At 63.5% G+C, this 24971-nt stretch carries 24 protein-coding genes; 7 read left to right on the plus strand and 17 right to left on the minus strand.

Going from position 1 to position 24971, the window contains the following annotated elements; all coding sequences use genetic code 11:
* Positions 1-59: 59 nt before the first annotated feature.
* The 3 genes from PV760_RS15655 to PV760_RS15665 are packed head-to-tail and all read left to right on the plus strand — an operon-like array spanning position 60 to position 2234.
* Entirely contained in the window at positions 60-1067 is a 1008-nt protein-coding gene (locus PV760_RS15655; protein ID WP_354628207.1) for a sugar kinase, read from the plus strand.
* Positions 1068-1071: 4 nt separating this feature from the next.
* Complete coding sequence (locus PV760_RS15660; protein WP_064722441.1) at positions 1072-1833, plus strand: IclR family transcriptional regulator; 762 nt, start codon at positions 1072-1074, stop codon at positions 1831-1833.
* Positions 1830-2234, plus strand: coding sequence for a RidA family protein (locus PV760_RS15665; protein ID WP_017197328.1), 405 nt, complete (start codon positions 1830-1832; stop codon positions 2232-2234). Before PV760_RS15660 ends, PV760_RS15665 begins: the two co-directional genes overlap by 4 nt.
* Positions 2235-2405: 171 nt before the next feature.
* On the opposite strand, the gene PV760_RS15670 is transcribed toward PV760_RS15665, so the two are convergent.
* The 11 genes from PV760_RS15670 to PV760_RS15720 all read right to left on the minus strand — a co-directional run bounded on the left by PV760_RS15670 (position 2406) and on the right by PV760_RS15720 (position 13073).
* On the minus strand, positions 2406-3233 hold the full coding sequence (locus PV760_RS15670; protein WP_354628237.1) for a polyprenol monophosphomannose synthase: 828 nt from the start codon (positions 3231-3233) through the stop codon (positions 2406-2408).
* A 145-nt stretch (positions 3234-3378) separates the two neighbouring features.
* The gene (locus PV760_RS15675) at positions 3379-4692 is read right to left on the minus strand and encodes an LssY C-terminal domain-containing protein (protein ID WP_354628208.1); all 1314 of its coding nucleotides are present in this window, start codon (positions 4690-4692) and stop codon (positions 3379-3381) included.
* Between the two features lie 67 nt (positions 4693-4759).
* Positions 4760-5731: an NAD-dependent epimerase/dehydratase family protein gene (locus PV760_RS15680; protein ID WP_354628209.1), complete on the minus strand. Its 972-nt coding sequence runs from the start codon at positions 5729-5731 to the stop codon at positions 4760-4762.
* Positions 5732-5790: 59 nt separating this feature from the next.
* The gene (locus tag PV760_RS15685) at positions 5791-6774 is read right to left on the minus strand and encodes a cyclase family protein (RefSeq protein ID WP_354628210.1); all 984 of its coding nucleotides are present in this window, start codon (positions 6772-6774) and stop codon (positions 5791-5793) included.
* The gene (locus PV760_RS15690) at positions 6771-7025 is read right to left on the minus strand and encodes a hypothetical protein (protein WP_110504753.1); all 255 of its coding nucleotides are present in this window, start codon (positions 7023-7025) and stop codon (positions 6771-6773) included. Before PV760_RS15690 ends, PV760_RS15685 begins: the two co-directional genes overlap by 4 nt.
* Positions 7026-7036: 11 nt before the next feature.
* Complete coding sequence (locus PV760_RS15695; RefSeq protein ID WP_354628211.1) at positions 7037-8374, minus strand: TRAP transporter large permease subunit; 1338 nt, start codon at positions 8372-8374, stop codon at positions 7037-7039.
* A 79-nt stretch (positions 8375-8453) separates the two neighbouring features.
* Positions 8454-9269, minus strand: a complete 816-nt coding sequence (locus PV760_RS15700) for an NAD(P)-dependent oxidoreductase (protein WP_354628212.1) — start codon at positions 9267-9269, stop codon at positions 8454-8456.
* A 52-nt stretch (positions 9270-9321) separates the two neighbouring features.
* Positions 9322-9954, minus strand: coding sequence for an RraA family protein (locus PV760_RS15705; protein WP_193590259.1), 633 nt, complete (start codon positions 9952-9954; stop codon positions 9322-9324).
* Positions 9955-10019: 65 nt separating this feature from the next.
* The gene (locus tag PV760_RS15710) at positions 10020-10976 is read right to left on the minus strand and encodes a tripartite tricarboxylate transporter substrate binding protein (protein WP_179128445.1); all 957 of its coding nucleotides are present in this window, start codon (positions 10974-10976) and stop codon (positions 10020-10022) included.
* A gap of 88 nt (positions 10977-11064) precedes the next feature.
* Entirely contained in the window at positions 11065-12567 is a 1503-nt protein-coding gene (locus tag PV760_RS15715) for a tripartite tricarboxylate transporter permease (RefSeq protein ID WP_110504756.1), read from the minus strand.
* A gap of 2 nt (positions 12568-12569) precedes the next feature.
* Positions 12570-13073: a tripartite tricarboxylate transporter TctB family protein gene (locus PV760_RS15720; RefSeq protein ID WP_354628213.1), complete on the minus strand. Its 504-nt coding sequence runs from the start codon at positions 13071-13073 to the stop codon at positions 12570-12572.
* A gap of 138 nt (positions 13074-13211) precedes the next feature.
* On the opposite strand from PV760_RS15720, the gene PV760_RS15725 reads away from it, so the two are divergent.
* Together PV760_RS15725 and treS are read left to right on the plus strand one after the other, a co-directional pair.
* Entirely contained in the window at positions 13212-14012 is an 801-nt protein-coding gene (locus PV760_RS15725; RefSeq protein WP_079582282.1) for an IclR family transcriptional regulator, read from the plus strand.
* 180 nt (positions 14013-14192) lie between these two features.
* The gene (gene treS, locus PV760_RS15730) at positions 14193-16478 is read left to right on the plus strand and encodes a maltose alpha-D-glucosyltransferase (RefSeq protein WP_018779382.1); all 2286 of its coding nucleotides are present in this window, start codon (positions 14193-14195) and stop codon (positions 16476-16478) included.
* 76 nt (positions 16479-16554) lie between these two features.
* Here the strand turns inward: treS and PV760_RS15735 are convergent, their stop codons facing one another.
* The 5 genes from PV760_RS15735 to PV760_RS15755 form a co-directional block, all read right to left on the minus strand.
* Positions 16555-17256, minus strand: coding sequence for a hypothetical protein (locus PV760_RS15735; RefSeq protein WP_354628215.1), 702 nt, complete (start codon positions 17254-17256; stop codon positions 16555-16557).
* On the minus strand, positions 17253-17750 hold the full coding sequence (locus PV760_RS15740; RefSeq protein WP_354628216.1) for an RNA polymerase sigma factor: 498 nt from the start codon (positions 17748-17750) through the stop codon (positions 17253-17255). The genes PV760_RS15735 and PV760_RS15740 overlap by 4 nt, the downstream gene beginning before the upstream one ends.
* Before the next feature lie 147 nt (positions 17751-17897).
* On the minus strand, positions 17898-18833 hold the full coding sequence (gene ppk2, locus PV760_RS15745; protein ID WP_018779385.1) for a polyphosphate kinase 2: 936 nt from the start codon (positions 18831-18833) through the stop codon (positions 17898-17900).
* Positions 18834-18869: 36 nt separating this feature from the next.
* Positions 18870-19424, minus strand: a complete 555-nt coding sequence (locus tag PV760_RS15750; protein WP_354628217.1) for a GNAT family N-acetyltransferase — start codon at positions 19422-19424, stop codon at positions 18870-18872.
* A complete protein-coding gene (locus PV760_RS15755; RefSeq protein WP_354628218.1) occupies positions 19424-20350 on the minus strand; it encodes a MurR/RpiR family transcriptional regulator in 927 nt (308 codons plus the stop codon). Before PV760_RS15755 ends, PV760_RS15750 begins: the two co-directional genes overlap by 1 nt.
* 184 nt (positions 20351-20534) lie before the next feature.
* Here PV760_RS15755 and PV760_RS15760 point away from each other — a divergent pair, with 184 nt between their 5' ends.
* A complete protein-coding gene (locus PV760_RS15760) occupies positions 20535-21827 on the plus strand; it encodes an exo-beta-N-acetylmuramidase NamZ family protein (protein WP_354628219.1) in 1293 nt (430 codons plus the stop codon).
* An 81-nt stretch (positions 21828-21908) separates the two neighbouring features.
* Complete coding sequence (locus PV760_RS15765; protein ID WP_354628220.1) at positions 21909-23912, plus strand: glycoside hydrolase family 3 protein; 2004 nt, start codon at positions 21909-21911, stop codon at positions 23910-23912.
* A 6-nt stretch (positions 23913-23918) separates the two neighbouring features.
* Here PV760_RS15765 and PV760_RS15770 read toward each other — a convergent pair whose 3' ends face one another.
* The gene (locus PV760_RS15770; protein ID WP_039243472.1) at positions 23919-24929 is read right to left on the minus strand and encodes a YdcF family protein; all 1011 of its coding nucleotides are present in this window, start codon (positions 24927-24929) and stop codon (positions 23919-23921) included.
* Positions 24930-24971: the final 42 nt, after the last annotated feature.

The raw sequence follows: 24971 nt of genomic DNA on the forward strand, positions 1-24971 counted from the left end.
CATGGTGGCGGATAGAGAGTCAAGGCCGCTGCGAAGCGCGCGAACCTATGGGAGAACGAGTGCTTTCAGCTGTATGTGTCGGCGAAACCATGGCCATGCTTACCCCTGTCCAAGCCGTCCCCCTGCACCTGGCAACGGAGCTGCACTGCGGGATCGGCGGCGCCGAATCCAACGTCGCCATGGGCCTGGCAGCCATGGGACTGGACACCCACTGGGTCAGCCGGGTGGGCCACGACGGCTTCGGCACGCGCATCCTCCACGATCTCCGGGATCACGGAGTGGGCGTCTCAGGCGTCGAAGTCGACTCCCAGCGTCCCACCGGCCTTTACGTGAAGGTCCCGGCCCAGGATTCAGACCCCGACGGCGGCAGCTCAGTCCTCTACTACCGGCAAGGATCCGCGGCGTCGGCCATGGGACGGGAAACACTCTCCAATCCCGCGGTGTCCTCCCTGCTGGAAAACGCTGCCCTGATCCACCTGAGCGGAATCACCGCCGCCCTCTCCCCCGAGTGCTTGTCCCTCCTCGAAGCAATCCTCACCGCGCCCCGCAACGGCCGGACCATCAGCTTCGACGTCAACTGGCGCCAAGTATTGTGGGCAGGCCAGGACCATTCCGTCCTGCAGCGGCTGGCGAACCTCGCCGACGTCGTGCTTGTCGGAAAAGACGAAGCCGAGCACGCCTTCGGAACCACTGATGAAGCCGAACTCCGCCGCCTGATGCCCGATCCCAAGGTCCTGGTCATCAAGAACGAGGCCATCAGCGCCATCTCTTTGGACCGGAGCGGCACCCGGGAAGAGGTGCCCGCACTGTCGGTCGCCGTCGTCGAACCTGTTGGCGCCGGTGACTCGTTCGCTGCCGGGTACCTCAGCGGCATGTTGTTCGGACTCGGCCAGAAAGAGAGCCTCCGCCGCGGCCATGTCGCCGCTGCCTGCACGCTGACGGTCCACGGCGACCGGGGGCCGCTGCCGTCCGCGGAGGACCTCGCGGCCATCCTCGATTCTTCGGATGGGGCCTGGGCTGCTATCCATGTTGAAGACGGACAATTCAACACCGGAACCGGAGCGTGACACCTTGAGCCAAAGCCTCCTGCGGGCCATCGACCTGCTCGGCGAACTCGCCGCGAAGCCAGCCACCCTGGATGAACTCTCATCCAAGGCATCCGTACACAAGACCACCGTGATGCGGCTCCTCCACGCCCTCGAAGAAAAACGGCTGGTTGTGCGGGACGAGGACCAACGGTTCATGCTCGGCTCCAAGCTGTTCGAACTGTCCTCGCTGGCGCTGGAACAGCGGGACATCCGCAAAGTGGCCCACCCCCATCTGGCCGAACTCAACGGCAAGACCGGGCACACCGTGCACCTTGCCGCCTTCGAAGGAAGCGAGGTGGTGTACATCGACAAGTTCGAGTCCCACCACCCCGTCCGCATGTACTCGCGCATCGGCCTGACTGCATCGCTGCACTCGGCCGCTGTGTCCAAAGTCCTCCTCGCCGACATGCCGCGCAGCCGGCAGGAAAAGATCGCGGCGGGGCTGGACTACGTGAAAGTTACCGAGAACACCCTGACCTCGCCGGAGGCCTTGTTGGCCGAACTCGAGCAGGTCAAGGAACAGGGCTGGGCACACGACAACGCCGAGCACGAAGCGTTCGTGCACTGCATCGCGGCCCCCATCCGCGACGCCAGCGGCGCCGTTGTTGCCGCAGCCTCTTGTTCGGTACCGGTAGTGATGCTCAGCTATGAAGGCTTGCTTGAGCTGCTGCCCGACCTCAAAGCCAGCACCGAGGCCATCTCCAACGACCTCGGCTGGATCAGCCACGAAAGGAACCCAGCATGAGTGAAAAGACCGTAGTACTGACCGAAAACGCCCCCGCCCCGGCGCACGTATTCTCCCAGGGCATCAAGAAGGGCGGCATGTTCCAGGTTTCGGGCCAGGGCCCCATGGACCCCGCCACCAACCAGTACATCGGCGAGGGCGACGTCCGCGTCCAGACCCGCCGCACCCTGGAGAACGTCAAGGCCATCCTGGAAGCCGGCGGATCCTCCGTCGAAGACGTCCTCATGTTCCGCGTCTACCTCACCACCCGCGACGACTTCGCCGCCATGAACGAGGTCTACGGCGAGTTCATCCGCGAGAACGTCCCCAGCGGCCAGCTGCCCAGCCGCACCACCGTGTTCGTGGACCTGCCGCACGAGGTCATGCTGGTGGAGATCGACGCCCTGGCAGTCACCGCGTAACGCTCGCGCACATCCCTCAAGCTTGAAGCCAACGCTCGCGCACATCCCTCAAGCTTGAGGCCAACGCTCGCGCACATCCCTCAAGCTTGAAGCCAACGCTCGCGCACAGGTATAAAGCCCGACGGCGGCACTCACTTGGGTGCCGCCGTCGGGCTTTAAGAGTTTGGCGCCTTAGAGGGCGGTCACCCGTGCGGGTGCCTCCACCTTCTGGAAGCGGAGCTTCCACGGGGTGAGCGCGGATTCGAGTTGTTCGCGAAGGTCCATCTTGGATGCGCCTTCCACCCGCTCTTCAAAATGGATGGGAACCTCCATGATCTCCAGGCCGTGCCGGGCTGCCCGGTAGTTCATCTCCACCTGGAATGAATATCCGTCGCTTTGGATGGACGCCACATCGATCTGTTGCAACGCAGAAGCTGTCCACGCCTTGTATCCCGCCGTCGCATCCTTGACCTTCAACCCCAGGATTGCGCCGACATAGAAGTTGGCCCACGCCGAAAGGGCCTTGCGGTGCCAGGGCCATTCGGCCGCAGTGGAGCCGCCAGTGACGTAGCGCGAACCAATCACGAGCGCCGCCCCGGAATCCTGGATCCGTTCAAGCATGGTGTGGATTGCAGCTACAGGGTGGGACAGATCTGCGTCCATTTGGATGATGATCTCCGAGTTCCCGGCCAGCGCCTCGGTCATTCCCGCCACATAGGCCCGGCCCAGTCCATCCTTTTCCTTCCGGTGCAGGACGGACACTGTTCCCCGGGATCCCGCCGACAATTGATCAGCCACCATCCCGGTCCCGTCAGGTGAGCTGTCATCAACCACCAGCACGTGCAGATTCGGAATACTGAGTGCCTGGAGCTGGGCGACAAGAACCGGCAGGTTCTCGCGCTCATTGTAGGTAGGCACAACGACGGTAATTTTCGGAAAAACAGCAGTCAAAACGAGGGTCCCCAATTCGGTGTTCGATAATTGCCGGGGCTCAATGCTGCTATGCGCGGCCCCGGGCACCGCCAGCCTCCCGGGCACCGCCAGTCTATTGAGCCAAGCTGAAGAATCGTGGAAAGCTGTACCTCCACGACCCGCTTTGAACTTGAAACGCCCCCGACACGCCGGAAACGACGGCGTGTCCCGGCACTCCCGGCTTGAAAGAGGGTCAGGAAGAGACGCGGCGCCCAACGACCGAGGCAGGCACGGCCGGAATTCGCTGCCGTTTGGCGTAGACCCTCGCCCGCTGGCTGGAAAGTGCCAGGAGAACCAGGATGTCGGTGGCCAGGCCAGAGAGTCCGGCTTCGAGGGTGATGTTGGTGCTTCCGGTGAAGTAGTCAATGGCCTGGACAACCACCGAAATGGAGCTGAGGCCCATTGCGATCACCCGGGCTCCGTTGCTGCCCAGGAAAATCCGCCAGGCAAGGAAAATCTCACCCAGGCCGAACAACAGCACCGCGATGGCAACGAAGGTGACCACCGCCGTCGTGGTTTGCGGGTCAAGGGGGTCGCCGTCGGCGGTGAGGTCCGTGAAGACCTCGGATGAAGTCAGCAGGGTCAAGGCGAGGGCGAAGGCCGCGATGGACCTGGCCACCACCAACGCGGCACCCATCATGGTGGGGGCCGGCCGCCTGTCACGGCTGTCGGTAGGACGGGACGGCTGAGCGGCCCGGACGTTCACGGACCGCGCGTCGATAATGGGCAGGTCGCCGTCAGTGGAGATGGAATCCCCGCCGCCGTTCCGGGAGTGGTACCCGGTAGAGAAGTCCTTGATGACGTGAACGGCCACCGCGGGCTCTGCGTCGGAAACTGTCCGCACGATGTGGTCACGCTCAACGTCCGTGTTCTGCTCGATCTTATGCGTGATCTGGAGGGTGAAGAGCGAGAAACCGACGCTGCGGTCATAGGTTCCGGCGGCAAGCCAGTCCACCTTGTGTCCGCCCGGCAGGAGCCAGCCTTCGGGGCAGCGCCAGAACCGGACGTGGTGGCGTTTGCCGGGGTTGTTGTCCACTTCCTGCTGGTAAGCGAAATCCTGTTGCCGGTCGAACAGGTAGAGCGGGCTGACAGGCGCCTCGGAATAGCTTTGCCTGAAGATGGTGGAGCTGATGATGCGGCGACTGCTGGCGAACGTAACGTCATCCGCCTGCGTCCAGCCGGCAGCGCGCATGATGGCGTGGATTTGCGGCTCGTGGCCGAGCAACGCGACGTTCACGGGATCGCCCAGGAGTCCGTCACTGGTCCGGGCGCGCCCGATGAAATAGCCCGGAACGTAAATAGTGGTCAGGATGCGGTGCAGGCGGGGCAGGAGCAGATAAGCAAGAAATGCCCAGAAGAAGAAGTAGAACCACACCTGGCCCCACCCCAGATGGAAGCTCTCCGCCACCAGCAGGAACGCCAGCCACACCGCAGCCGCCCCGCCCAGGATGAAGAACGCATGGTCCAGCCGGCTGTCAGTCACGTCCCTGCTCGGCGCCTTGTACACAGAGAGCCCCCTTTGCTTGCTTCAAGCTTCGGGCCTCGCGCGGGGGATGTACAGATACCGTTCAGGTTCAGTCGGGGCTGCTGACCTTGAGTTGCCCGTGGTCAACGAGCCAGCGCAGGGACTCGTGCACGGCCTGTTCGGGCTCGTAGCGCGGTGCGTAGCCCAGGAGGGATTTGGCTTTTTCGATGGTGAGGCAATGGTTGCGGGACAAGTGGGCCCAGCTAGTGTCAGCGTGTTCCGGTGTGCTAATCCGGCGGAATTCGTCCCATCCGACCGTCTCAAGATGCGGCTCCTGGCCGAACCAGGACGCCGCAATCCTGGCGTAGCCGCGAACGCTCAGGGCCGTGGGAGCGACGATGTTGAAGTCTTCGCCGGCCGCCGCATCACGGCGGTCGATGGCCTTCTCAAAGGCCTGCGCGAGGTCGTCGGCATGGACGTGATGCATCATTTCCGCACCGCTTCCCGGCATGAGAACTGTCTGCCCGCCGGAGATCTTCTGCCACACCGTGGGATCGAAATTCCCAAGCGGCCCCACCGGATGCCAGCCCGGCCCCACGATATGCCCGGGATGCAGCGACGTCGTGACCAGGCCGCCGGACGCCGTCTCCTCCTTCAGCATGCGGGCGATGTCGCGCTTCTGGATGCCGTACTCATCAGTCGGTTCGAGGGCGGAATCCGAACCCTCCGCCAACGGCAACTTCAAGCTCTCGCCGTACCGCCAGATGGATCCACAGTGCAGGAGATGTCCCACCTCGCCACGGAGACGGTTCACCAGCGCGGTGGCCGAGTCGAGCGTGAAGCAGACAAGGTCAACCACGACGTCGGCACCCAGCTCCGCGACCCTGTCACCGAAGGTGCCGGCCCGGTCCTCCTGCTCACGGTCCGCAGCGACCTGGCGGACCTGCTGCCATTCGGGTGAATCCGTGTAGGGCGTGCTGGTTCCGCGGCTGATGTTGACCACCTCATGCCCCGCACGGACGAGCCTGGGAACGAGGAAGGAGCCGATGTGGCCGCTGCCTCCGATGACAACTGTCTTCATGGTGTCCACTTCGCCTTTGCTCCGGGGCCGGGAGTTCCAGCGTAGTCCGGCTTCGTGGTTTACAGCAGCGCGATGGCGTTCGCCGGCGAACCCGTGCCTCCCACGATGTTGAGCGGCTTGATGCTGACAAAGGCGTCCCAGTTTCCGCTGGACCTCATGTGCCGGGCCAACGGACCCAGTCGCCAAAGCTCACCGAGGGGCATGCCGAGTTTGGCGAGGAGTTGCTGGTGCATCATGCCGTTGTCATTCGGCGCCGCCTCCAGGAACGGGCTGCCTGCCACGGCCGGGAGGCATTCGAAGGCGAAGTTGTCGGCGGCCAGCAGCGCAATTTGGTTGTCCCACGCCCAGGCGACGAACTCCTGGGATTGCTCCACGCCTGATGCCTTCCTGCTGGTTCGGACTTCCTGTTTGTCCTCCTGGGCCAGGCCGAGGAACCATTCGCACCAGCCCGTGTGGAGCATGAGGATGTCGCCTGGCTTGAGGGTGAGGGACTGGGCATTGATCGCGGCGAGGATCAGGTCCAGTCCAAGGGCTTGGCCCGAGGTGTGGTCAATGGGCCCGACGTGGGCCGAGCTGTAGCCATCGAGGTCCACCAGCACGCCCCGGCCGACGATGGGCCGGTCCGCCCACCCTTGGATGCCGAGTTCGGGTGTGCCTTCGCGGACGGAGTAATCCGGGGTGCCGTTGTAAAAGCCAACGTCGTCCGCCCGGCGATGCCTGAGACCATCGATCTGCGTGGATCCCTGAAGGTAGTAGCCGTCCAGGTAGTCATCGCGGTGGGCGGGGTGGGCCGAGTAGATGATGTGCCGGGGAGCTCCCCGTTTGAGCGACATGCCGGGGTCGAAGTCATCAGCCGCGTAGTCCAGCCCGAACGAGACCCCCTCGCGGATGCAGTCCTTTGCCGCGAGAACCGCCTCCCGTGAGATGAACGACGGCGTGCCACGGTCCTTTTCGGGGAAAAGCTCCCATGACGTGCCGGCAAGCTTTCCTTCCCGGCGCAACAGCTCGGCAAATGTCGGATAGGTGCCCGGAGATGCGGTCATCGCGTGCCTGCCTCCTCTTTGAGGTTCGTGTCCTGCCTGCTCTTGTAGCTCAGCAGGAAGCCTGCGACGGCGCAGACGGACGCTGCGACAGACATCCCCGGTTTGACGTAGTCGTTGAAGAACTTCAGCCAACTGCCCTGACCGAAGACCAGTCCCAGGGCCTGGCCGGCCACGAACAGCACCCCTCCCGCAAGAAGCACTGCGAGGGTGATCACGAAGACTGTCTGGACGGTTCGTCGTATCTTATGCATCGGATGGTTCCTTAGATGGGCAGGAAGCCCAGGATGACCAGCACGCCAATGCCCAGCAGCGGCAGGGCGTAGTGGGTGAGGAGCCTGGAGAAGGTCTTGATTGGATTGACGTCCGCTATCCCGCAGGCGACATACAGCGGGGCACCGCCGGGCGGAACTGCGGCTTCGCACGAGGAAAAGATGAGTACGGCCACGGCGGCGGTAGTCGCCGGAACGCCGGCTGCCACGAGCGTAGCGACCCCAACGGTTCCGACGGCGGCCATGGTCGCCGTCGCGGACAGCGGCGCGGCCACAGCGATGACGATCAGCCCGATGAGAATGGCGAGCAGCCACAGCGGCAGGTTCATTTGGCCCAGCAAAGTGGTCATCTGCTTGGGCAGTCCTGTTGCGGCCAAGGCGTTGGCGCCGGCGAAAGCGAACACCACAGTGATCCCCACGACGCCGAACCGTGGAGCGGAAGACTGCAGCAGTTCCCACCATGCCCGGCCGCTCCGCGGTAATTGCCTCCGTCCCAGCAATGCGCCGGTGATGATCAGCACCACGGGAATCCAGACGATGACGCTGACTGTCTTTGTGATGTCCCCACCAGTCCAGTCAGACAACGCGGAGGCGATCGCACCGGAGGTGATGATGAGGGGAACCGCCACGACGACGAACAGGAGCAGGGTCGCCCAGCCCCGGCCGAACGCCGTGCCGACAGCCAGGCGGTGGGCGCTGTCCAGCGGCGTCATCCCGCTCTTGCGGACCAGCAACCACGTAACGATCAAGCGGTGCAGGAAGCACCACAGGCCTCCGACGAGCAGCGGCAGGACCAGATCGTTGACGTTGAGCAGCGGACCCACAGTGGCCGATCCCACCAGCACGAACATGGAGGCACTGAACGGAAAGGTGATGCCCATGCCTGCGTTGCCGGCAACAAGGGTGGCAGCCGAAGGCTTGTCGAGCTTGGACTTCTCCATCCAGGGAATGGTGACGGAACCTACCGTCGCCGCGATGGCGGCCTGGTTGTGGACCACGCCGCCCAGACCGGCGGAAGCCACCGTCGAAACCCAGGCGGGGCCACCCTTCACGCCGCCTATCAACGAATTCAGGAGATCGATCAGCTTATCCAGTACCCCGGTTTTATCGAGGAGGTATCCCATGAAGACGAAGGCCATAGTGGCGTACACAATTTCGTCCGTCATTGCCGAGGCCAACGACGCCCAGCCCACTTCCACAGCGGCTGCGCCGGTAAAGGGCAGCACCACCAGGAAGCCGATCATCATTGCCTCGCCAACGCTGCGCTTCAACAGTGTGGTCCAGAGCAGGATCACGGCAAGGTAGGCCCCCAAGGCCCAAATGCCGATCATGTTGATGCTCCTGCCAGGAATGTGCCTGCCGGTCGGTTACTCATTATTGCCCTTGTTCCGATTCTTCCCGATGCCCCCTTCAGCGCAATACCCCGGCCTTTCCCGCCGGCTCGGCCGCGGGCTCGTCCGCCGGCTCGACTGCCATCCGCTCCAAAGCCGAGGCAGCCGCCGTCGTCATTTCCGCAGGTACCTTCAGGTCGTCCTGGAGGAAGCTGGCGGTGTCCTGCATTTCCTTCGACCGGCGCCGGGCATGCTTTGCGGTGCCAACCAGGAAGCGGTCGATGACGGCTTGACCGTCGCCGGCCAGCTGCTGGGCGATCTGGCCGCGGATCCAGTCCTCAAGGCCGGCTGCCCGTCCCGCGGTGACGGCCTCGACCACTACTGAAGCAAAGCCCTTCATGAGGACACTGCGCAGCAGTTTGTGTGCCATGGCCGCTCCGGGTTCGCCGTCGGCAATTTCGACGGCGGCACCCATCGGTGCGAGCAGCGCCGCCACTGCGGCTGCCCCCGGCCCGCTGACCATCAGCGGAGTCTTGACGCCCTGCGTGGGTACCGGGCCCAGGATTGCCACGTCGGCGAAGTCCGCGTTCGTTGGCAACTGTCCCAGTTCCTGCATGACGTGCGGCGAGGACGATGTGAAGTCTGCGTAGCAGCTGCCTTCAGCCATGACCGGAAGACACTCCTCGGCGACACTTCGGGCGGCTGCGGCACCTGTCAGGACCAGGACGATATCGGCAGCGACGCAGGCTTCTGCCGCGGTGGTCGCACGGAAGACTCCCGCCGGGGTGTCCGGTGCGACGGGATCGAACCCGGTTACCTGGTGTCCGGCGGCAACGAGGGCCGCCGCGTAGGTTGCCCCGGCTTCGCCGAGGCCGATGACGGTGCATGCTGTCATGATCGTGTCTTTCGTGAGTGGTTCGTGGAGGGGCACGGCAGGAGCGGGTCCGCTACTTCCGGCGGTCTGCGATGATGGCGGTCCGGCGGTTGGTTTCGTCGGCAAATACCGCCTCGGCGGCGTCGGCGACGACGGCTGCCTGCTCGCGGGGAACAACGACGACGCCGTCCGAGTCACCGATGATGACGTCCCCCGGCATGACGGGAACGCCGCCGAAGGAGATCGGTGTACCCAGCCTGGAAGGACCGTTCTTGTAAGGTCCAGCCGGAGTTATTGCCCGGGCGAAGACGGGCATCCCGATCTCGCCGAGTGCCTCAGCGTCCCGGGCCGCGCCGTCCAGGGCGAAGCCTGCCAGCCCAAGGTTGATGGCCCGCTCGCCAATCAGCTCACCCAGCAATGCCCGGGATTCGTCGCCTCCGCCGGCAACAACAACCACATCGCCGGGCTGGGCCAGCTGAAGCGCCCGGTGGATGCCTTGGTTGTCGCCCGGGCGGGTCCAGACGGTGAAGGCCGGCCCGGCCAGGCGTGCACCGGGCCAGACAGCCTGGATGGCCGAGTCGGCCACCCCAAGACGGTCCATCGCGTCGCCGATATTCGCTGCCGGGAGCTTGGCCAGTCGTTCAAGCACGTCCCTGTCGGGCCGTGGGAAGTCCGCGTCGAGGACTTCGAGGACGGGAGATGTCATGGTGTCTCTACTTTCTGGAGGGGTTTTGCCCGGCCGTTCCGACCGCCGGTCAAGTTCTCTTCTGTTCAGTCCTTCTTCTGGACCAGGGGCAGGACCTTCTTGAAGTCGTCCTCCTGCGATGTCCAGAACTGCTTGTAATCTGCACCGTTCAGGTAGCTGGTCTGCAGGCCGAGATCCTTCATCTTCTGGACAACGGTGGGATCCTCGATCGCTTTCTGCAGGGCTGCTTCGAGCTTTTTGGCTACACCATCGGGCAAACCTGCCGGTGCGGAGTAGCCGCGAACGGTGCCGGCTTCGAGTTCATAGCCGGATTCCTTAAACGTGGGAACGTCAGGCAACGACGGCGCCCGTTCGGCGGTCATGACACCAAGGACCCTGGCTTTTCCCTGCTTGGTCAAGTCCGTTACGTCGCTCACGTTGGCCACCAGGATGTCCACGTGCCGTCCCAGGAAAGCTGTGGTCGCCTGGGAAGCGCCCTCGGAGAAGTGAACGGGGGCGAACTCGGCGCCCGTGGTCTCCTGCACCTGGGCGAGGGCGAAGTGCTCGCCGGTCTGCAGGCCTGTGGTGCTCGCGGTCATGGACTTGGGCTTTGCCTTGGCCGCATCGAGGAGTTCCTTGAGCGTCTTGTATGGGCTGTCAGGCTGGACCGCGATGACTGTGGGGTCGATGACCTGGCGGCCCAGCGGCTGGAAGCTGTCCCGGGTGTACTTGGCTCCGCGCGCCGGATCCAGGGGAGATACGACGACGGACGGGGAACCGGTGGCTCCGATGGTGTAGCCATCAGGTTTGGCGCTGGTCAGCTGGGTGTAGCCGATCTGGCCGCCGGCACCTGGCTTGTTGATGACCTCGACGTTGGTGCCGAGTTCCTTTTCCAGGATCGGCTGGACCAGCCGGGCTGCGGTATCTACGGCGCCGCCTGATGAGAAGGACACAATCAGGTCGATCGATTTGCCCTTCTTGGGAAAGTCGTCGCCGGCTGTGTTTGCGGCTCCGGCATTGGCTCCGCAGCCGGTGAGGGCCATGAGGGTCACTGCAGCGAAGGCAGCGATGATGCGTGTACGAGGCACGGGTCTTCTCCTTTGAAGGTTGGTTCAGGGGTCTTGGAGCGGTTTAGGTTTCGGGGTCTTCGTTGAGCGCTTTGGGCTTACGGAGTTTCAGGAGGGGGCTGAGGACAATGAGGAGTCCCAGCCCGATCAACACCACGGATATGGGCCTGTTGACGAAGATTCCGAAGTCACCTTGGGAGATCTCGAGGGACTCGCGAAGCGACCGCTCCATGAGGGGGCCGAGCACGAGCGTCAGGACCATGGGCGCCAGCGGAATATCGAGATGCCGCAAGCCGAGGCCAAGCAATCCGAAGGCGATCATGACGAAGACATCAAAGACGTTGAAGTTGATGGTGTAGGCGCCTATCACCATGAACAGCAGGATCAGGGCGGTCAGGATGGATGCCGGGACGCGGAGGATCGAGGTCCACAGGCCCACCAGGGGAACGTTCAGCAGCAGCAACAACACGTTGCCGATGAACAGGCTGGCGATGATGGCCCAGGCAATTTCCGAGTGCTCGGTGAACAGCGTAGGTCCCGGGGTCAGGCCTTGCTGCAGGAAGGCGCCCATCAGCACGGCAATGGTGGGTGACGCCGGAATGCCCAGGGTGAACAAGGGAATGAGGGCTGCGTTGGCGTGGGCGTTGTTGGCCGTTTCAGGTCCCGCAACCCCCTCGATCGCACCCTTGCCCAGTTCGCTGCGGTGCTTGGAGAACTTTTTCTCGGCACCGTAGGCCAGCAGGGAGGACACCGAGCCGGTCATACCCGGGATGAGGCCCAAGCCGAAGCCAATGCCCGTGCCGCGCGCCATTGCCGGAGCGCTCCGGCGCCACTCGGTCCGGTTCGGCAGCAGCGACCTCAGTCCAGGAGCCTGCACCATGGATGCACTGGTGTCCTTGCGGTACGACAGGATCTCGGAGAGCCCGAAGACGCCCACAATCACGGCCACGAAGCTGACGCCGTCCAGCAGGTTGTCGGAGCCGAAGGTGAACCGTGGCGCACCTGCAACAGGATCAATGCCCACCATGGAGATCAGCAGGCCCAGGGCGCCGGAAATCAATGCTTTGACCATCGACTTCCCGGCCAGCGCCACGAGCAGCGAGATGCCGACAACCATGAGCGCAAAGAACTCGGGCGGACCGACCAGCAGTCCCATCTCCCCGAGAGGTTTGGCCGCTGCCACGAGCCCAAGCGTCGCTATGGTGCCTCCAACAAAGGACCCGACAGCCGCGATGGTCAGCGCCGCACCGGCTTTGCCGATCTTGGTCATGGCGTAACCGTCGATGGTGGTGATTGCCGAGGCCGCTTCCCCGGGCGTGTTCAACAGAACGCTGGTGATCGTTCCGCCATAAGCCGTGCCGTAGAAGATGGCACACAGCATGATGATGGCCCCGGTCGCGTCCAGGTTCATGGTGAGCGGGATGAGGAGGGCGACGCCGGCAACCGGGCCGATTCCGGGCAGCACGCCGATGATGGTGCCCAGGAGGCATCCGAGGAAGGCAAAAAGCAGGTTCTGCCACGTCATGGCGGCAGCGAAGCCGCCCATCAGTTCGTTGAGTGTTTCCACGGCTAGAGTCCGATCGAGTTCAAGAGGGGAATGCCCGCCGTCGGCAGGGAGACATTGAGCCCGTAGTTGAAGGCGTAGAACGCTCCAACGGTGCCAGCGAGCGCGATGATCAGCGACGAAAGCCAGCCCCTTCGTCCGCGTACTTTGAGGTGGTACAGCAGGAAGGCGAACATGCTCAGTTGGAAGCCGAGCAGGTCAAGCACTGCGGCCAGGACCGCGAGGCTCACGACGACGGCAATCACCAGCCGCCCGTCCACTCCCCCGGGCGTTTCGCTGGGGTTGCGCAGTTCCTGGAACAGCCACACGACGGACATGGCGACCAGCAGGACCCCCATGGCGAAGGGGAACATTCCCGGTCCGGGACCAAGCGACGTCCAGAGACCCAAATCGATTGAGCTCACCAGGACGTAGACGCCGACTACGACGAAAACGCTGATGCCCGCGAGTACTGATTTCGCGATCCGCCCCTTGAGCCGAGGCTCGGCCATAAGTGACTCCGTTGTCATGGTTTCCTTCTTACGTTCGATGGTTCCTTACATTCTGCGGATTCGCATTTCATAGAATGAAAGAACATTGCGTATGGAGAAATAGTGACAGGCGACACATGGCCTGTCAAGCGCAACGAACTTACATACAATGAAAGAATGACCGTGAACTCCACGCACTCCGCCCATGCAGCCGAGGACGGACCCAAGGCCGGCAACATGCGCTCCCTTTCCAGGGCCATGGAGGTATTCGCCGAGCTGCAGCGCGCGGAACGCCCTCAACGGCTCAGCGATCTTGCGCGGACCTGCGGTATGAGCCTTCCCACCACGCTGCGCATTCTGAGGGTCCTGCAGGACTTCGGGATGGTCAGCCAGACCGACAAGTCGTACCGCGTGGGTCCGGCCGTCCTGCCGGCAGCCCGGAGCTACCTGGAAAATGACCCGCTGGTGGTCGCAGCGCGCCCCATCCTGCAGCAGGTAGCTTCCCAAACGGGGCTCACGGCCTCGCTTTACACGCGGCTGGGCTTCGAACGCATCCTCGTGGCCAGGGTGGACGGTGAATCCCCCTTGCGTTACGACCTCCCCCTAGGCAAGCGCCTGCCACTGACCGTGGGCGCCGCAGGAAAAATCCTCCTCGCCTCACTCTCCGACGCCGAACTGGACCAAGTGACGGCCGCTGCGATAGCTGCGGGACATGAAAAGGACACCTTCACCACTGACGAACTCCGGAGCCGACTGCCGGAAGAGGGTGCCGATTACGCCTACTCAGAAGACGAACGTGCAACGGGCGTGCTCTCAGTGGCCGTCGCCGTTCCGCATCGCACCGGACGCCCAAGCGAATCCATCTCCCTCACCAGCCCAGTGGAGTCCGTCACCGACAAAGCGTTGAGGGCCGGCGTACCGGAACTAAGGCGTGCAGCGGGCCGGCTTTCGGAGCTGCTGGAAGGGTCCGTCTACTAGCGCAGCAACAGTCTTCGGGCGGACATTAGCCAGCAACCTGACGACTCACTTCTCCCAAGTTCGACAAACCGCATGCGGTCGTGCCTAGCATGAATACTCTGGGTAAGCCCGGGTACGTGAACTCTTGAACGACCCCCTCGGAAGGTCGGCGCCAGCGCCGGCCACGTAAAGGAGAATGCTGTGCGGGAGCCTGTAGTCAACGAGAGCGCGGCAGAAGTCAGCGCTGATCCATCTGAATCACAGGAAGAACCGCAGGTAACTGAGGAAACCGCAACAGAGTCACCGGAAATCACGTTCGACGAGCAGTTCTACCCTGCGCGGCCCAAAGCGCTGAGGCCGATTGCCCGCCGTCGTCAGTTCTTTGCAGCCCGACCGTCCCTGGAGTTCGACGGACTGAACTCCACGTACGTCGATTGGCTGCGCAACCAGTCCATGCTCGGCGACGCCAACACCATGGCCCGGCAGCTTTCGGGGCAAGCCAGCATGTGGCAGAACTCCTACGCCAGGCCGAACCCGCGCTCGGCAGTGGAGCGCGCACCTGTCTGGTTCACGGCCTACCCACTGTCCTTCATCACCAAGGACGGCCAGTCGTTCCTTTCTGCGCTCGGTGACCCTGCACTGTGGGATGCGTTCAGCCAGATCGGCATCCGGGGGCTGCACACTGGGCCGGTCAAGCTTGCCGGCGGCATCCGCGGATGGTCGCAGACACCCAGCGTCGACGGACACTTCGACCGCATCAGCATGGCGATCGACCCTGCGTTCGGCACCGAGGAAGAATTCCGGCAGATGTGCGAGGTCGCCGTCGAGCACGGCGGCACGATCATCGACGACATTGTTCCCGGGCACACGGGCAAGGGGGCTGACTTCCGGCTTGCTGAAATGAACTTCCGGGACTACCCCGGCATCTATCACATGGTGGACATCCCGGAAGAGGACTGGCACCTGCTGCCGGACGTTCCCGAGAACGAGGACTCCGTCAACATAAGCCCCGAGACGGAGAAGGCCCTCCAGCAGGCCGGCTACATCATCGGCCGCCTGCAGCGGGTCATCTTCTACGAGCCGGGCGTGAAGGAAACCAACTGGAGCGCGACCAAGGCAATCGTCGACACCACCGGCAAGAAACGCCGCTGGGTGTACCTCCACTATTTCAAGGCCGGGCAGCCGTCCATTAACTGGCTGGACCCCACCTTTGCCGGCATGCGCCTGGTGGTGGGCGATGCCCTGCATTCCCTGCTGGACCTTGGAACGGGCGCATTGCGCCTGGACGCCAACGGCTTCCTGGGTGTTGAGAAAAGCGCCGAGGAGGAGCCGGGCTGGTCCGAAGGCCACCCGTTGTCCGAGGCAGCGAACCAGCTGATCGGCTCGATGATCCGCAAAGTTGGTGGCTTCTCCTTCCAGGAACTCAACCTCACCATTGATGACATCAAGGCCCAGTCCGAGTCGGGTCCGGACCTGTCCTACGACTTCGTCACCAGGCCCGCCTACCACTACGCCCTGGTGACCGGCGATACCGAGTTCCTGCGCCTGACCTTGAAGCTCGCCATGGAAATCGGCGTCGACCAGGCGTCCTTGGTCCACGCACTCCAGAACCACGACGAACTGACCTACGAACTGCTGCACTTCGCGGCCGGCCACAGGGACGACATTTTCGAGCTCGGCGGGGAAGAACTGACGGGGGCGGAGGTGGCCGAGAAAGTCCAGGACACCCTGCGGGAGCGCCTCACAGGTGAGAACGGCCCTTACAACGCCGTCTTCACCACCAACGGCATCGCCTGCACCACCGTCAGCTTCATCATGGCCACTTTGGGGATCAAGGACCCGGACGCCATCACGGCGGAACAGGAAGCCCAAGTACTGGATGCCCACGTCCTGCTGTCCATGTACAACGCTTTGCAGCCGGGCGTCTTCGCACTGTCCGGTTGGGACCTCACCGGCATCACTGCCCTGGACCGTGAAACTGTCCGCGAGTTGACGTCCCAGGGCGACACCCGCTGGATCAACCGCGGAGCCCACGACCTCATGGGGACCAGCCCGGACGCAACGACCTCCTTGGCGGGCATGGCCCGGGCACGGAGCCTCTACGGCCCGCTGCCCGAGCAACTCAAGGATCCGGCGTCCTATGCGCGGCGGCTCCAGAAGATCCTCACGGTGCGGGAAGAGTCCGGGATCGCAACCAGTACGCTCCTGGATGTCCCGGACGTGTCCAACCGTGGACTGTTGGTGATGGTCAACCAGCTCGCTGACGGAGCGGTGCAAGTGACGGTCCTGAACTTCTCCGACCAGGACATCGCAGGCAGCATCCAGTCCTCGCATCTGGTGCCTGGCGCGACGGTCCACGATCTGTTCAGCGGCGAAGACGTGGGCCAGGTGGATGACCTGGGCAGCTTCTTCCTGGAACTGCGGCCCTTCCAGGGCACGGCACTCCTGTTGAAGGATCCGGTCGCCGAGGACGAAGCTACCGAATAGGAAGCCCGACGTTCCGCGAGTTGGCACCTAATGACTTTGCCCCCAAAACATGGGCATTAAATGCCAACTCGCGGGCTCACCAACTCTGGACCAGGAACGCTGCACCGGTCGGAGAGCACACGCCGGGGTCCCTGGTACCGGGCGCGAGTCCTCCTCCGAACGCAAAGTCGTCGCCCACATTGACTGCAGTTCCGTCGGGCAAAATGACTCCCGTCCCGGTGACCTGGGTTCCGAAGGGGAAGATGAGGCCCGTCGATGTTCCGTCCGGGCGGATTTCGGCGAAGCACCCTCCGCTGTTCAGGCCGAGCCTGCCTGAGTTGAGAGCCTCCATGAAGACGTTGACGCCTTGATCCGTAGAGACGGCGGCCTTGTTGCCGTTGCCTCCGACGACGATTTCGGCAGCGCCCGTCGCCGCCTTGGCGCCAATAATTTCGGGCAATGATGGAGACGCGGACGAATCTGCTTCCGGTGCGGCAGCAGAGGGGGTGGCGGCTGGACCCGCCTGCTCACTGAGCGGCGCGGACAGGGACGACGCCACGAAAACACCGGCGAGGACTGCCGCTGCCGCCAACCCGGCCCCCGCAGCCAGCCGGAAACGTCGACGCGGGCGTCGCTGATGGAAGTCGTCGATGGAGCCGCCAGGTACGAGTTGCTCCGAGTCAGTGAACCTGACAGCAAGGCTTTTCTCCCGGCTCCGGGCCAGTTCCTCTTCCGTGACGGCCACGCCCGGATCGGCGCCCGTCAATCGTTCCACAGCGGCCGTTTCCTCATGCCTCATCGCTGCACATCCTCTGTCTCTCGCTCTGCCCGAAGTAGTTGGCTGAGATGTCTTCGAGCCCGGTGCAGCCGCATCCTGACAGCGGTGGCCGAGACATCGAGCAGTTCGGCAACTTCGGCCGAGGTGAAGCCGTCCCAGTACGTCAGGAGGAGGACCTCACGGTCCTCGGGCTTGAGCCGGTCCAGCGCGTCCCGCACCTCGCCGTCGTCGCTAACCGGTTCCCTGGTCTGCTGCCGTTCCAGTTGCTGCGCGAGGTTCATCGAGCGGACGGCGGAACGGTTGTGGTTGCGGAGAACATTCCGGGCAATACCGAACACGATCAGCACGGACAATTCCTGGTCCTGACGGCACTTCTCCCAGGCGATGCGGAAGACTTCGGCGCATAGGTCCTCGGCAGCGGACGGGTCCCCGGCGCGCCGCCGGAAATAGCGATAGACCTTGTCATGGCAGGCCGAGTGGGCTGCCAGGAAGTGTTCCTGTCTGGCCGGCTCCACGCGATCTCCTTGGTCCGTCTGCACGCTCATACCCGGTTAATGTCCGGCAGTCAGAAGAATGTAACGGAACTTTTCAGGAAAAGCGCGACGTCGGCACTTACGGTAAGTGCCGACGTCGCGGTTTGCCGGGTTTTGCGCGTAGAGCGACTAGTCGCCTACGGCGTCGCGGCCGCGGCGGACGATCAGCGGATCCGCCGGGAAGACCACCGAGGTGTCCTTGTCCTCGTAGTCGAATTGGTTGAGGAAGAAGCGCATGGCGTTGATCCTGGCACGCTTCTTGTCGTTGGACTTGATGGTGATCCACGGCGCGTGGTCGGAGTCCGTGTGGAGGAAGGTCTGCTCTTTGGCCTCGGTGTATTCATCCCAGCGGCCCAGTGAGGCTAGGTCCATTGGTGAGAGTTTCCAGCGCCGCACGGGGTCGATCTGGCGGATCGCGAAACGGGTGCGCTGCTCTTGCCGGGTCACGGAGAACCAGAACTTGGTGACGTGGATTCCGGCGTCCACCAGCATTTTTTCAAAGACGGGCGCCTGGCCCATGAAGGTGTCGTATTCCTCGTCGGTGCAGAACCCCATGACGCGTTCCACGTTGGCCCGGTTGTACCAGGACCTGTCGAACATGACGATCTCCCCGGCAGTGGGCAGGTGCTGGATGTAGCGCTGGAAATACCACTGGCCCTGCTCGCGGTCGGAGGGCTTGGCGAGCGCCACGGTCCGGGCCGAGCGGGGATCCAGGTGCTCGGTGAAACGCTTGATGGTTCCGCCCTTGCCTGCGGCGTCCCTTCCTTCGAACACGATCACATGCTTCAGGCCCAGATCCTGGCCCCAGTATTGGAACTTCAACAGCTCGATCTGCAGGTGGTACTTCTCGATCTCGTACTCGTCGCGGGTCATCCGCTCCGGGTAGGGGTATTCGTCGCTCCATGTTTCCACGGCCGATCCGCCGGGATCGATGAGCTCAGGGTCTTCCCCTTGGCCTCCGCTGATGGTGTATCCCAGCTCCACCAGATGGTCGATGGTCTCGCGCAGGTTGTCCCTGACCCACCAGTTGTCCAGCGATGTGGCGAGTGGGTTTGCGTCCGTCATGCGGTCCTCCTGCTAAGCCGTGTGGTGCACGGCAGGCTAGCAAGGCTTGGTGACGGGAACATGAACAGCCTGCAGGTCGATCCAATAGCGGCGGAAGGGCCGCCCATCGGCGTCGGTTCGCGCATCCTCAAGGAGCCCGCCCGCGCGTTCAATGGTCTTGGCGGACGCGGCATTGGAGTCATCGCAGGTCAAGAGAACCCGATCAGGCTCTCCTCGTGCAGCCAGGTGAGCGCACAGTTCCTGGAGGGCCCAGGATGCCGCCCCCCGTCCACGATCGGATGGCCTTACGCCGTAGCCGATATGCCCGCCGGAGTTCAGGAGGGCTGGAGTGAGATAGTGGCGGAACGCAATGGAGCCCACATACCGCGGGCCCTCAGTTATCCACCGGAACGTGCAGGGAACAATACCGTCCTTTTCGACGGCCCGTTCAGCATCCAGGAGCTTGCGGACCCAGCGCTCAAAGCCCTTTTGACTGGTGACGTCATCCCCCGGGAACAGCCCGGCACCGTCCTGGTGGGCACCGTCCCACTCGCTGTGGGACTCGGTAAACGACTGATAAAAGGAAGCATCCGGAGCAACGAGGGTGAACATCACACGACTATATTCGGCTGGGGCGGTGTATGCCCGCGCGGCACTTTCCTGCCTTGGACGGCCGCGTGCGTCTTGCGCAGCGCTGAGATGGAAGCGTCGTACGAATGCTGGGCGACCCCCACGAAAAGGCAATCAACCACCATCATCTGGGCGATCCGGCTCCCCATCGCGCCTGGTCTGAAGGGTGTCTCACGCGCTGCGGTGCTGAGCACAATGTCGGCGGCACGGCCCAACGGCGAGTCAGCATGGTTGGTGATGGCGATCGTAGTGGCCCCGGTATCCTTGGCCGCCCTGAGGAAATCGATCGTATCCGCGGTGGTGCCCGAGTGTGAGATGCCCACCGCCACACCGTTCTCGTCCAAAAGCGCTGCGGACGTCAACGCGACATGAACTTCGGGCCAGTTGAAGGACGTCAGGCCTATCCGGTGCAGTTTCTGCTGCAGGTCGTGGCCGACCAACCCTCCGGCGCCCACACCAAAGATGTCGATCTTCCGCGAGCGGGTGATGACCTCGATGGCTGTGGCCAGTTCGTGAACGTCGAGCACCTGGGCGGTGTCAGCGATGGACATCGTTTCGTTGAAAGCGATCTTGGAAATGATGTCGGGAAGCGAATCCGACGGGTTCACGTCGTCGTAAACCGTAGCGGGCACGGGGTTGGCTGAACTCTCCCTGGCAGCTTCCCTGGCGAGGTCGAGGCGCAGCTCGGAGTACCCGCGGTAGCCCACCTTTTTGTAGAAGCGGACAACTGACGTGGTGGACGTTCCGCAGTGCTCGGCGAGGTCGCCGATGGACAAAGTCGCGGCCCGTGATGGGTCCACCAGGACAAGCTCGGCAACAGAGCGCTCGGACGGGCGAAGGGCCGGAAGGGCAGATCTGATCCGGACCAAAACAGTACGCGATGCCTGCGTGTTCAGCTCCTGGTCCACGGCGGACTCCTTCCAACGGCTGGGTCCAAAAGTACGCGCTTGTAAATAAGTTACCTAAACGTGGATACGAAGGTAAGTCATTGACGCATCTCCACGAGGGGAATACGGTCGATGTAAGGAAAATCACAAATGTTGTCAAGGAATCCCCACCTGAGCACGGCAGCACCTTTCCGAAAGGCACCCCATGAACCTCAACCGCAGAAGACTGATCCATGCCTCGGGGCTGGCCGCAGCGGCCGCCGTCGTCGCACCCTTCACGCCTGCCGCCGTCGCGCAGCCGCCGGGCACGCGACCCGGAAAGCCGGGAGCCGCCGTCAACGGAGCCGACCTCGCCGCCGCCGATAACTGGAGCATCTTCGCCGGTCGCAAGGTAGGTGTCATCACCAATCCCACCGGCGTCCTGGCCAACTTCCGCTCCATCGTGGACGACATGGCGGACAAGGGCGTCGACGTCGGGGCCGTCTTCGGACCCGAGCACGGCTTCCGCGGAACCGCCCAGGACGGCGGCAGCGAAGGCACCTCGGTGGACCCGCGGACCGGCATCACCGTCTATGACTCCTACGGCGCCGAAGTTGCCGACTACGTGGGCTTTTACGAAGCATCCGGCGTGGACACCATCTGCTTCGACATCCAGGACGTCGGAGCCCGGTTCTATACCTACATCTGGACCATGTGGGGCGCCATGCAGGCGGCGTCCCGGACCGGCGCCAAGTTTGTGGTCCTGGACCGCCCCAATCCCATCGGCGGCCAGGCGCGCGGACCGGTCCTCCAACCCGGCTTCGAGTCCGGAGTGGGACGGTTGGGCATAGCCCTGCAACACGGCATGACTGTGGGCGAGCTCGCCACCTGCTTCAACGCCGTCCACCTCCCGGCCGCCGGTCTCACGCCCATCAAGGACCTTCACGTGGTGCAGGTTCAGGGATGGCGCCGCGAGATGACCGGACCGGATAACAGGGCTGCCTGGATTCTCCCGAGTCCCAACATGCCCACGCCGGAAACAGCCACCTTGTATCCCGGTACAGCCTTGTTCGAGGCGACCAACATGTCCGAAGGCCGCGGAACCACCCGGCCTTTCGAAATCATCGGCGCGCCTTATGTGGACTACCGATGGGCCGAAGCGTTGAACGGCAAGGGTCTCAACGGCGTCACCTTTCGTGAGGCTTACTTCCAGCCCACGCTGTCGAAAAACCAAGGCCTCATCTGTGGGGGCGTCCAGGTCCACATCACCGACGCCACCCGCGTTGAAGCGCTTGAGGTGGGCACCCACATGCTGGTCGAAGCCAAGCGTCTGTACCCGGGCTTCGACTGGCGCGGCGACGGCGGCCGTTGGATGGGCCTACTGAGCGGTTCGGCCCGCTTCGCCGAACAGCTCGACGCCGGCGCTGACGCCAGGACGATCATGGACAGCTGGCGGCAGGAACTGGGTCAGTTCGTTCGCGATACCCGCCCGTACCTCCTCTACAACGGGCCACGCTAAGCGCGCAGAAACACCCCGCCTCAACCAACAAACAAGGACGATGGGATTGGGATCCACATGTACAGAAAAGGAACTACCCTCATGACGGCGGCCGCCACGGCGCTGCTCATGACCGGCGCGGGCACTGCAGTTGCCGCCGTGCCCACCAGCACGGTAATGACGACGGCGGCCTCCCCCTCACCGGACATCGACGCAATGATTGCGGGCATGACTCTGGACGAAAAGATCGGTCAGATGACGTGGACCCATGTTTATGGTTCGTCCGCGGATGACACGTCCATGGCGTCAAGCAACCAGGAGCGGTACGGCGTCAATACGCCAGCCGAGGTGGTGGAGAAGTACAACCTGGGCGGCGTCCTCTACTTCGCTTGGTCCGGCAACACGGCCAACCCCGGGCAGGTTGCAGGCCTTTCGAACGGCCTGCAGAAGGCGGCCGTGGGCGCAGACGGAAAAGGCATTCCGCTGGCCGTGACCATCGACCAGGAAGGTGGCCTTGTGGCCCGGATCGGGCCGCCCGCCACTGTACTCCCGGGCAACATGGCACTGGGTGCCACCGGAGATGAGGAGCTTGCACGGGCCCAGGGCGGAATCCTGGGGTCGGAGATGCGCGCCATGGGCATCAACGTGGACTTCGCCCCGGTATTGGACCTCAACTCCAACCCGGACAACCCTGTCATCGGAATCCGTTCCATGAGTGAAGACCCCGCACTGGTCAGCAAACTTGGCGTCGCCCAGATCGACGGCCTGCAGGCACATAACGTGGGGGCTGCGGCCAAGCACTTCCCCGGCCACGGCGACACTTCAGTGGACTCCCATTACGGACTGCCAACGGTCACCTACGACCGCGCGACCCTGAACAAGCACCTCCAGCCGTTCAAAGCCGCGATCGATGCCGGCGTGGACATGGTCATGACCGCACACATCATTGTCGAGGCCATCGATCCGGACATGCCGGGAACCCTGTCCCACAAGGTGCTCACCGGCCTGCTCCGTGATGAGCTCGGCTTCAAGGGGCTCGTCACCACCGACGCTTTGGACATGGCCGCGATGGCCGCCGAATGGCCCCAGGAAGAAATCGCGGTCAAGGCCATCCAGGCCGGGTCCGACATCCTCCTCAACTCCCCCGACGTGGAGGCGTCGTTCGCCGGGGTGCGTGCCGCCGTCGGGTCCGGAGAGATCACTGAAGCCCGCCTGGACGAGTCCGTCCGACGGATCCTCGAATGGAAGGTCAAGCGCGGCGTCTTCGACCAGCCCATGACCGATCCCGGCGCCGTGGACACGCTTGTTGGCACTGCCGAAAACCTCGGCACGGCCAATCTGATCTCCGACCGCGCCGTCACGTTGGTCCGCAATGAGGACCGCGTCCTGCCGCTCCCGTCCAAGAGCTCGGTGCTCATGGTTGGTTCCGGTTCAGCGTGGCCGGAACTGGCAGGTCCCATGCTCAAAGAGCAAGGATTCGCGGTCACTGAAGATTACGAGAATGGCGCATCGCCCTCCGCGGCCTACCGGGCCCGGGCGGTGGCCGCTGCCCGAGGAGTGGATGCGGTCGTCTTCGCTTCCTACAACGCCACCGGCAACGCTGCGCAACAGCAGATGGTGGCTGAGCTCGCGGCGACCGGAACGCCGGTGATCGTCATTGCCACGCGCAACCCTTACGACATCAACGTCTTCCCGGGCGCCGACGCCGTTCTCAACAGTTACGGGGTCAAGGAGGTCAACTTCCATGGCGCCGTCCGCGCCATTGCCGGCGCGGTCAACCCCAGCGGCAAACTGCCGGTGAACGTCCCGAAGGCCGACGGCGACGGCGTCCTTCTGCCGCTCGGTTTCGGCCTCAGCTATGACACCGCGACGCCGGCAGCCGTCACCTTCACGGACCGGCCGGGCAAGGGGCAGGATTCGTACACCATCCCCGCAGTTCAGGGCGTGACGTACCTCGTTGACGGCAAGGAGGTTGCAGCTGGGTCCTACCGGAAGCCGGCGGGCACCGTGACAGTCACCGCTGCACCGGACAAGGGGTACGTCTTCACGGACGGCGCCGTCACCGAGTGGAGCCACACCTTCACCACAGGGCTCCCCAACCCATAGGAAGAGCTACACCACCGGAGAGTTCATCAGTGCGACCGTGATGAGCAGGGCAATCCCGAACATCGGCAGGCAGAGAACTGCGTTGGTCAGGCGGTTGTCCCTCATCACGGCCACGAACTCCCGAAGGAACGCGCTGGGCACAAAGTACCTGGCGGTCGGAGCACCCACCACCTCTGCGTTGATCTTCTGCCGACGGGACAGGAGGGCGGCGCGGAGTACGTGGTAGTTGTTGGTGCACACCAGCAGCGGCCCCTGGATTCCCCTGTCAGCCAGCAGTGCGACGGAGTAGGCAAGGTTCTCGCGGGTGGTGGTGGCTTTGTTCTCCTCCACCACATCGCCGGGAGCGGCACCCTTGGTCACCAGGTAGTCCTTCATCGCCGAGGACTCGGGCCGGGGTTCATCGGGGCCTTGGCCCCCGGAAGGTACCAAAACTGGCCTGACCGGGGTGACGGCGTCGTAAATTTCCAGAGCCTTGTTCAGGCGTGCGGCGAGCAGCGGCGGAACCTTGCCGTCAATGAGCCCTGAACCCAGGACGATGACCGCCGCCGGGTTCGGGCTGAAGCGCATCTTGGAGTACACCACGGCATAGCCCAGGAACACCACGAATGCGCAGCCGAGGTAGGCGCAGAGGAAGAACGCAAGGGCTGCGATGCCGGCCAGTACGGGCTGCCCGCTCAGCACGAAGAGGAAGGCCACCACCGGTGCCAGGAAAACAGCCATTCCCACTGCCATGGGCAAAAAGCTGGTGATGCTTGGGCCTTCCCTGCGGACCATGGTGACGCCGTTCGCGAGCAAGAAGCCGGCGAAGACGAAAATGCTGATCACGGGCACTACGACAATTACGAGGTTCAGCCATTCGAACCATGGATTCAGGTCAATCAGGAAATCCAGGAGGGCCTGCAGTAGAAACCAGGCCGCAACCAGAAGGAAGACGCCATTCCTTAGCCGGCGCCGGTCCGACTGGAATGAGGCAAGGAAAAGGCCCGCAAAGAGAAGTCCTAGGACCAGGGTCAGCATGATCCAAGCCTATGCGGTGCAGTTACCACTCGCGGTGTCTCG

Source organism: Paenarthrobacter sp. CC6 (genome assembly GCF_040560085.1).
GTDB classification, from domain to species: Bacteria; Actinomycetota; Actinomycetes; order Actinomycetales; family Micrococcaceae; genus Arthrobacter; species Arthrobacter nicotinovorans.

Excerpts from the sequence above, each read along its gene's own strand:
- PV760_RS15665 (WP_017197328.1), top strand. The coding sequence starts at position 1,830 with ATGAGTGAAAAGACCGTAGTACTGACCGAAAACGCCCCCGCCCCGGCG.
- PV760_RS15680 (WP_354628209.1), bottom strand. The coding sequence starts at position 5,731 with ATGAAGACAGTTGTCATCGGAGGCAGCGGCCACATCGGCTCCTTCCTC.
- PV760_RS15685 (WP_354628210.1), bottom strand. The coding sequence starts at position 6,774 with ATGACCGCATCTCCGGGCACCTATCCGACATTTGCCGAGCTGTTGCGC.
- PV760_RS15690 (WP_110504753.1), bottom strand. The coding sequence starts at position 7,025 with ATGCATAAGATACGACGAACCGTCCAGACAGTCTTCGTGATCACCCTC.
- PV760_RS15695 (WP_354628211.1), bottom strand. The coding sequence starts at position 8,374 with ATGATCGGCATTTGGGCCTTGGGGGCCTACCTTGCCGTGATCCTGCTC.
- PV760_RS15700 (WP_354628212.1), bottom strand. The coding sequence starts at position 9,269 with ATGACAGCATGCACCGTCATCGGCCTCGGCGAAGCCGGGGCAACCTAC.
- PV760_RS15705 (WP_193590259.1), bottom strand. The coding sequence starts at position 9,954 with ATGACATCTCCCGTCCTCGAAGTCCTCGACGCGGACTTCCCACGGCCC.
- PV760_RS15710 (WP_179128445.1), bottom strand. The coding sequence starts at position 10,976 with ATGGCCCTCACCGGCTGCGGAGCCAATGCCGGAGCCGCAAACACAGCC.
- PV760_RS15720 (WP_354628213.1), bottom strand. The coding sequence starts at position 13,073 with ATGACAACGGAGTCACTTATGGCCGAGCCTCGGCTCAAGGGGCGGATC.
- PV760_RS15725 (WP_079582282.1), top strand. The coding sequence starts at position 13,212 with ATGACCGTGAACTCCACGCACTCCGCCCATGCAGCCGAGGACGGACCC.
- PV760_RS15735 (WP_354628215.1), bottom strand. The coding sequence starts at position 17,256 with ATGAGGCATGAGGAAACGGCCGCTGTGGAACGATTGACGGGCGCCGAT.
- ppk2 (WP_018779385.1), bottom strand. The coding sequence starts at position 18,833 with ATGACGGACGCAAACCCACTCGCCACATCGCTGGACAACTGGTGGGTC.
- PV760_RS15750 (WP_354628217.1), bottom strand. The coding sequence starts at position 19,424 with ATGTTCACCCTCGTTGCTCCGGATGCTTCCTTTTATCAGTCGTTTACC.
- PV760_RS15760 (WP_354628219.1), top strand. The coding sequence starts at position 20,535 with ATGAACCTCAACCGCAGAAGACTGATCCATGCCTCGGGGCTGGCCGCA.
- PV760_RS15765 (WP_354628220.1), top strand. The coding sequence starts at position 21,909 with ATGACGGCGGCCGCCACGGCGCTGCTCATGACCGGCGCGGGCACTGCA.
- PV760_RS15770 (WP_039243472.1), bottom strand. The coding sequence starts at position 24,929 with ATGCTGACCCTGGTCCTAGGACTTCTCTTTGCGGGCCTTTTCCTTGCC.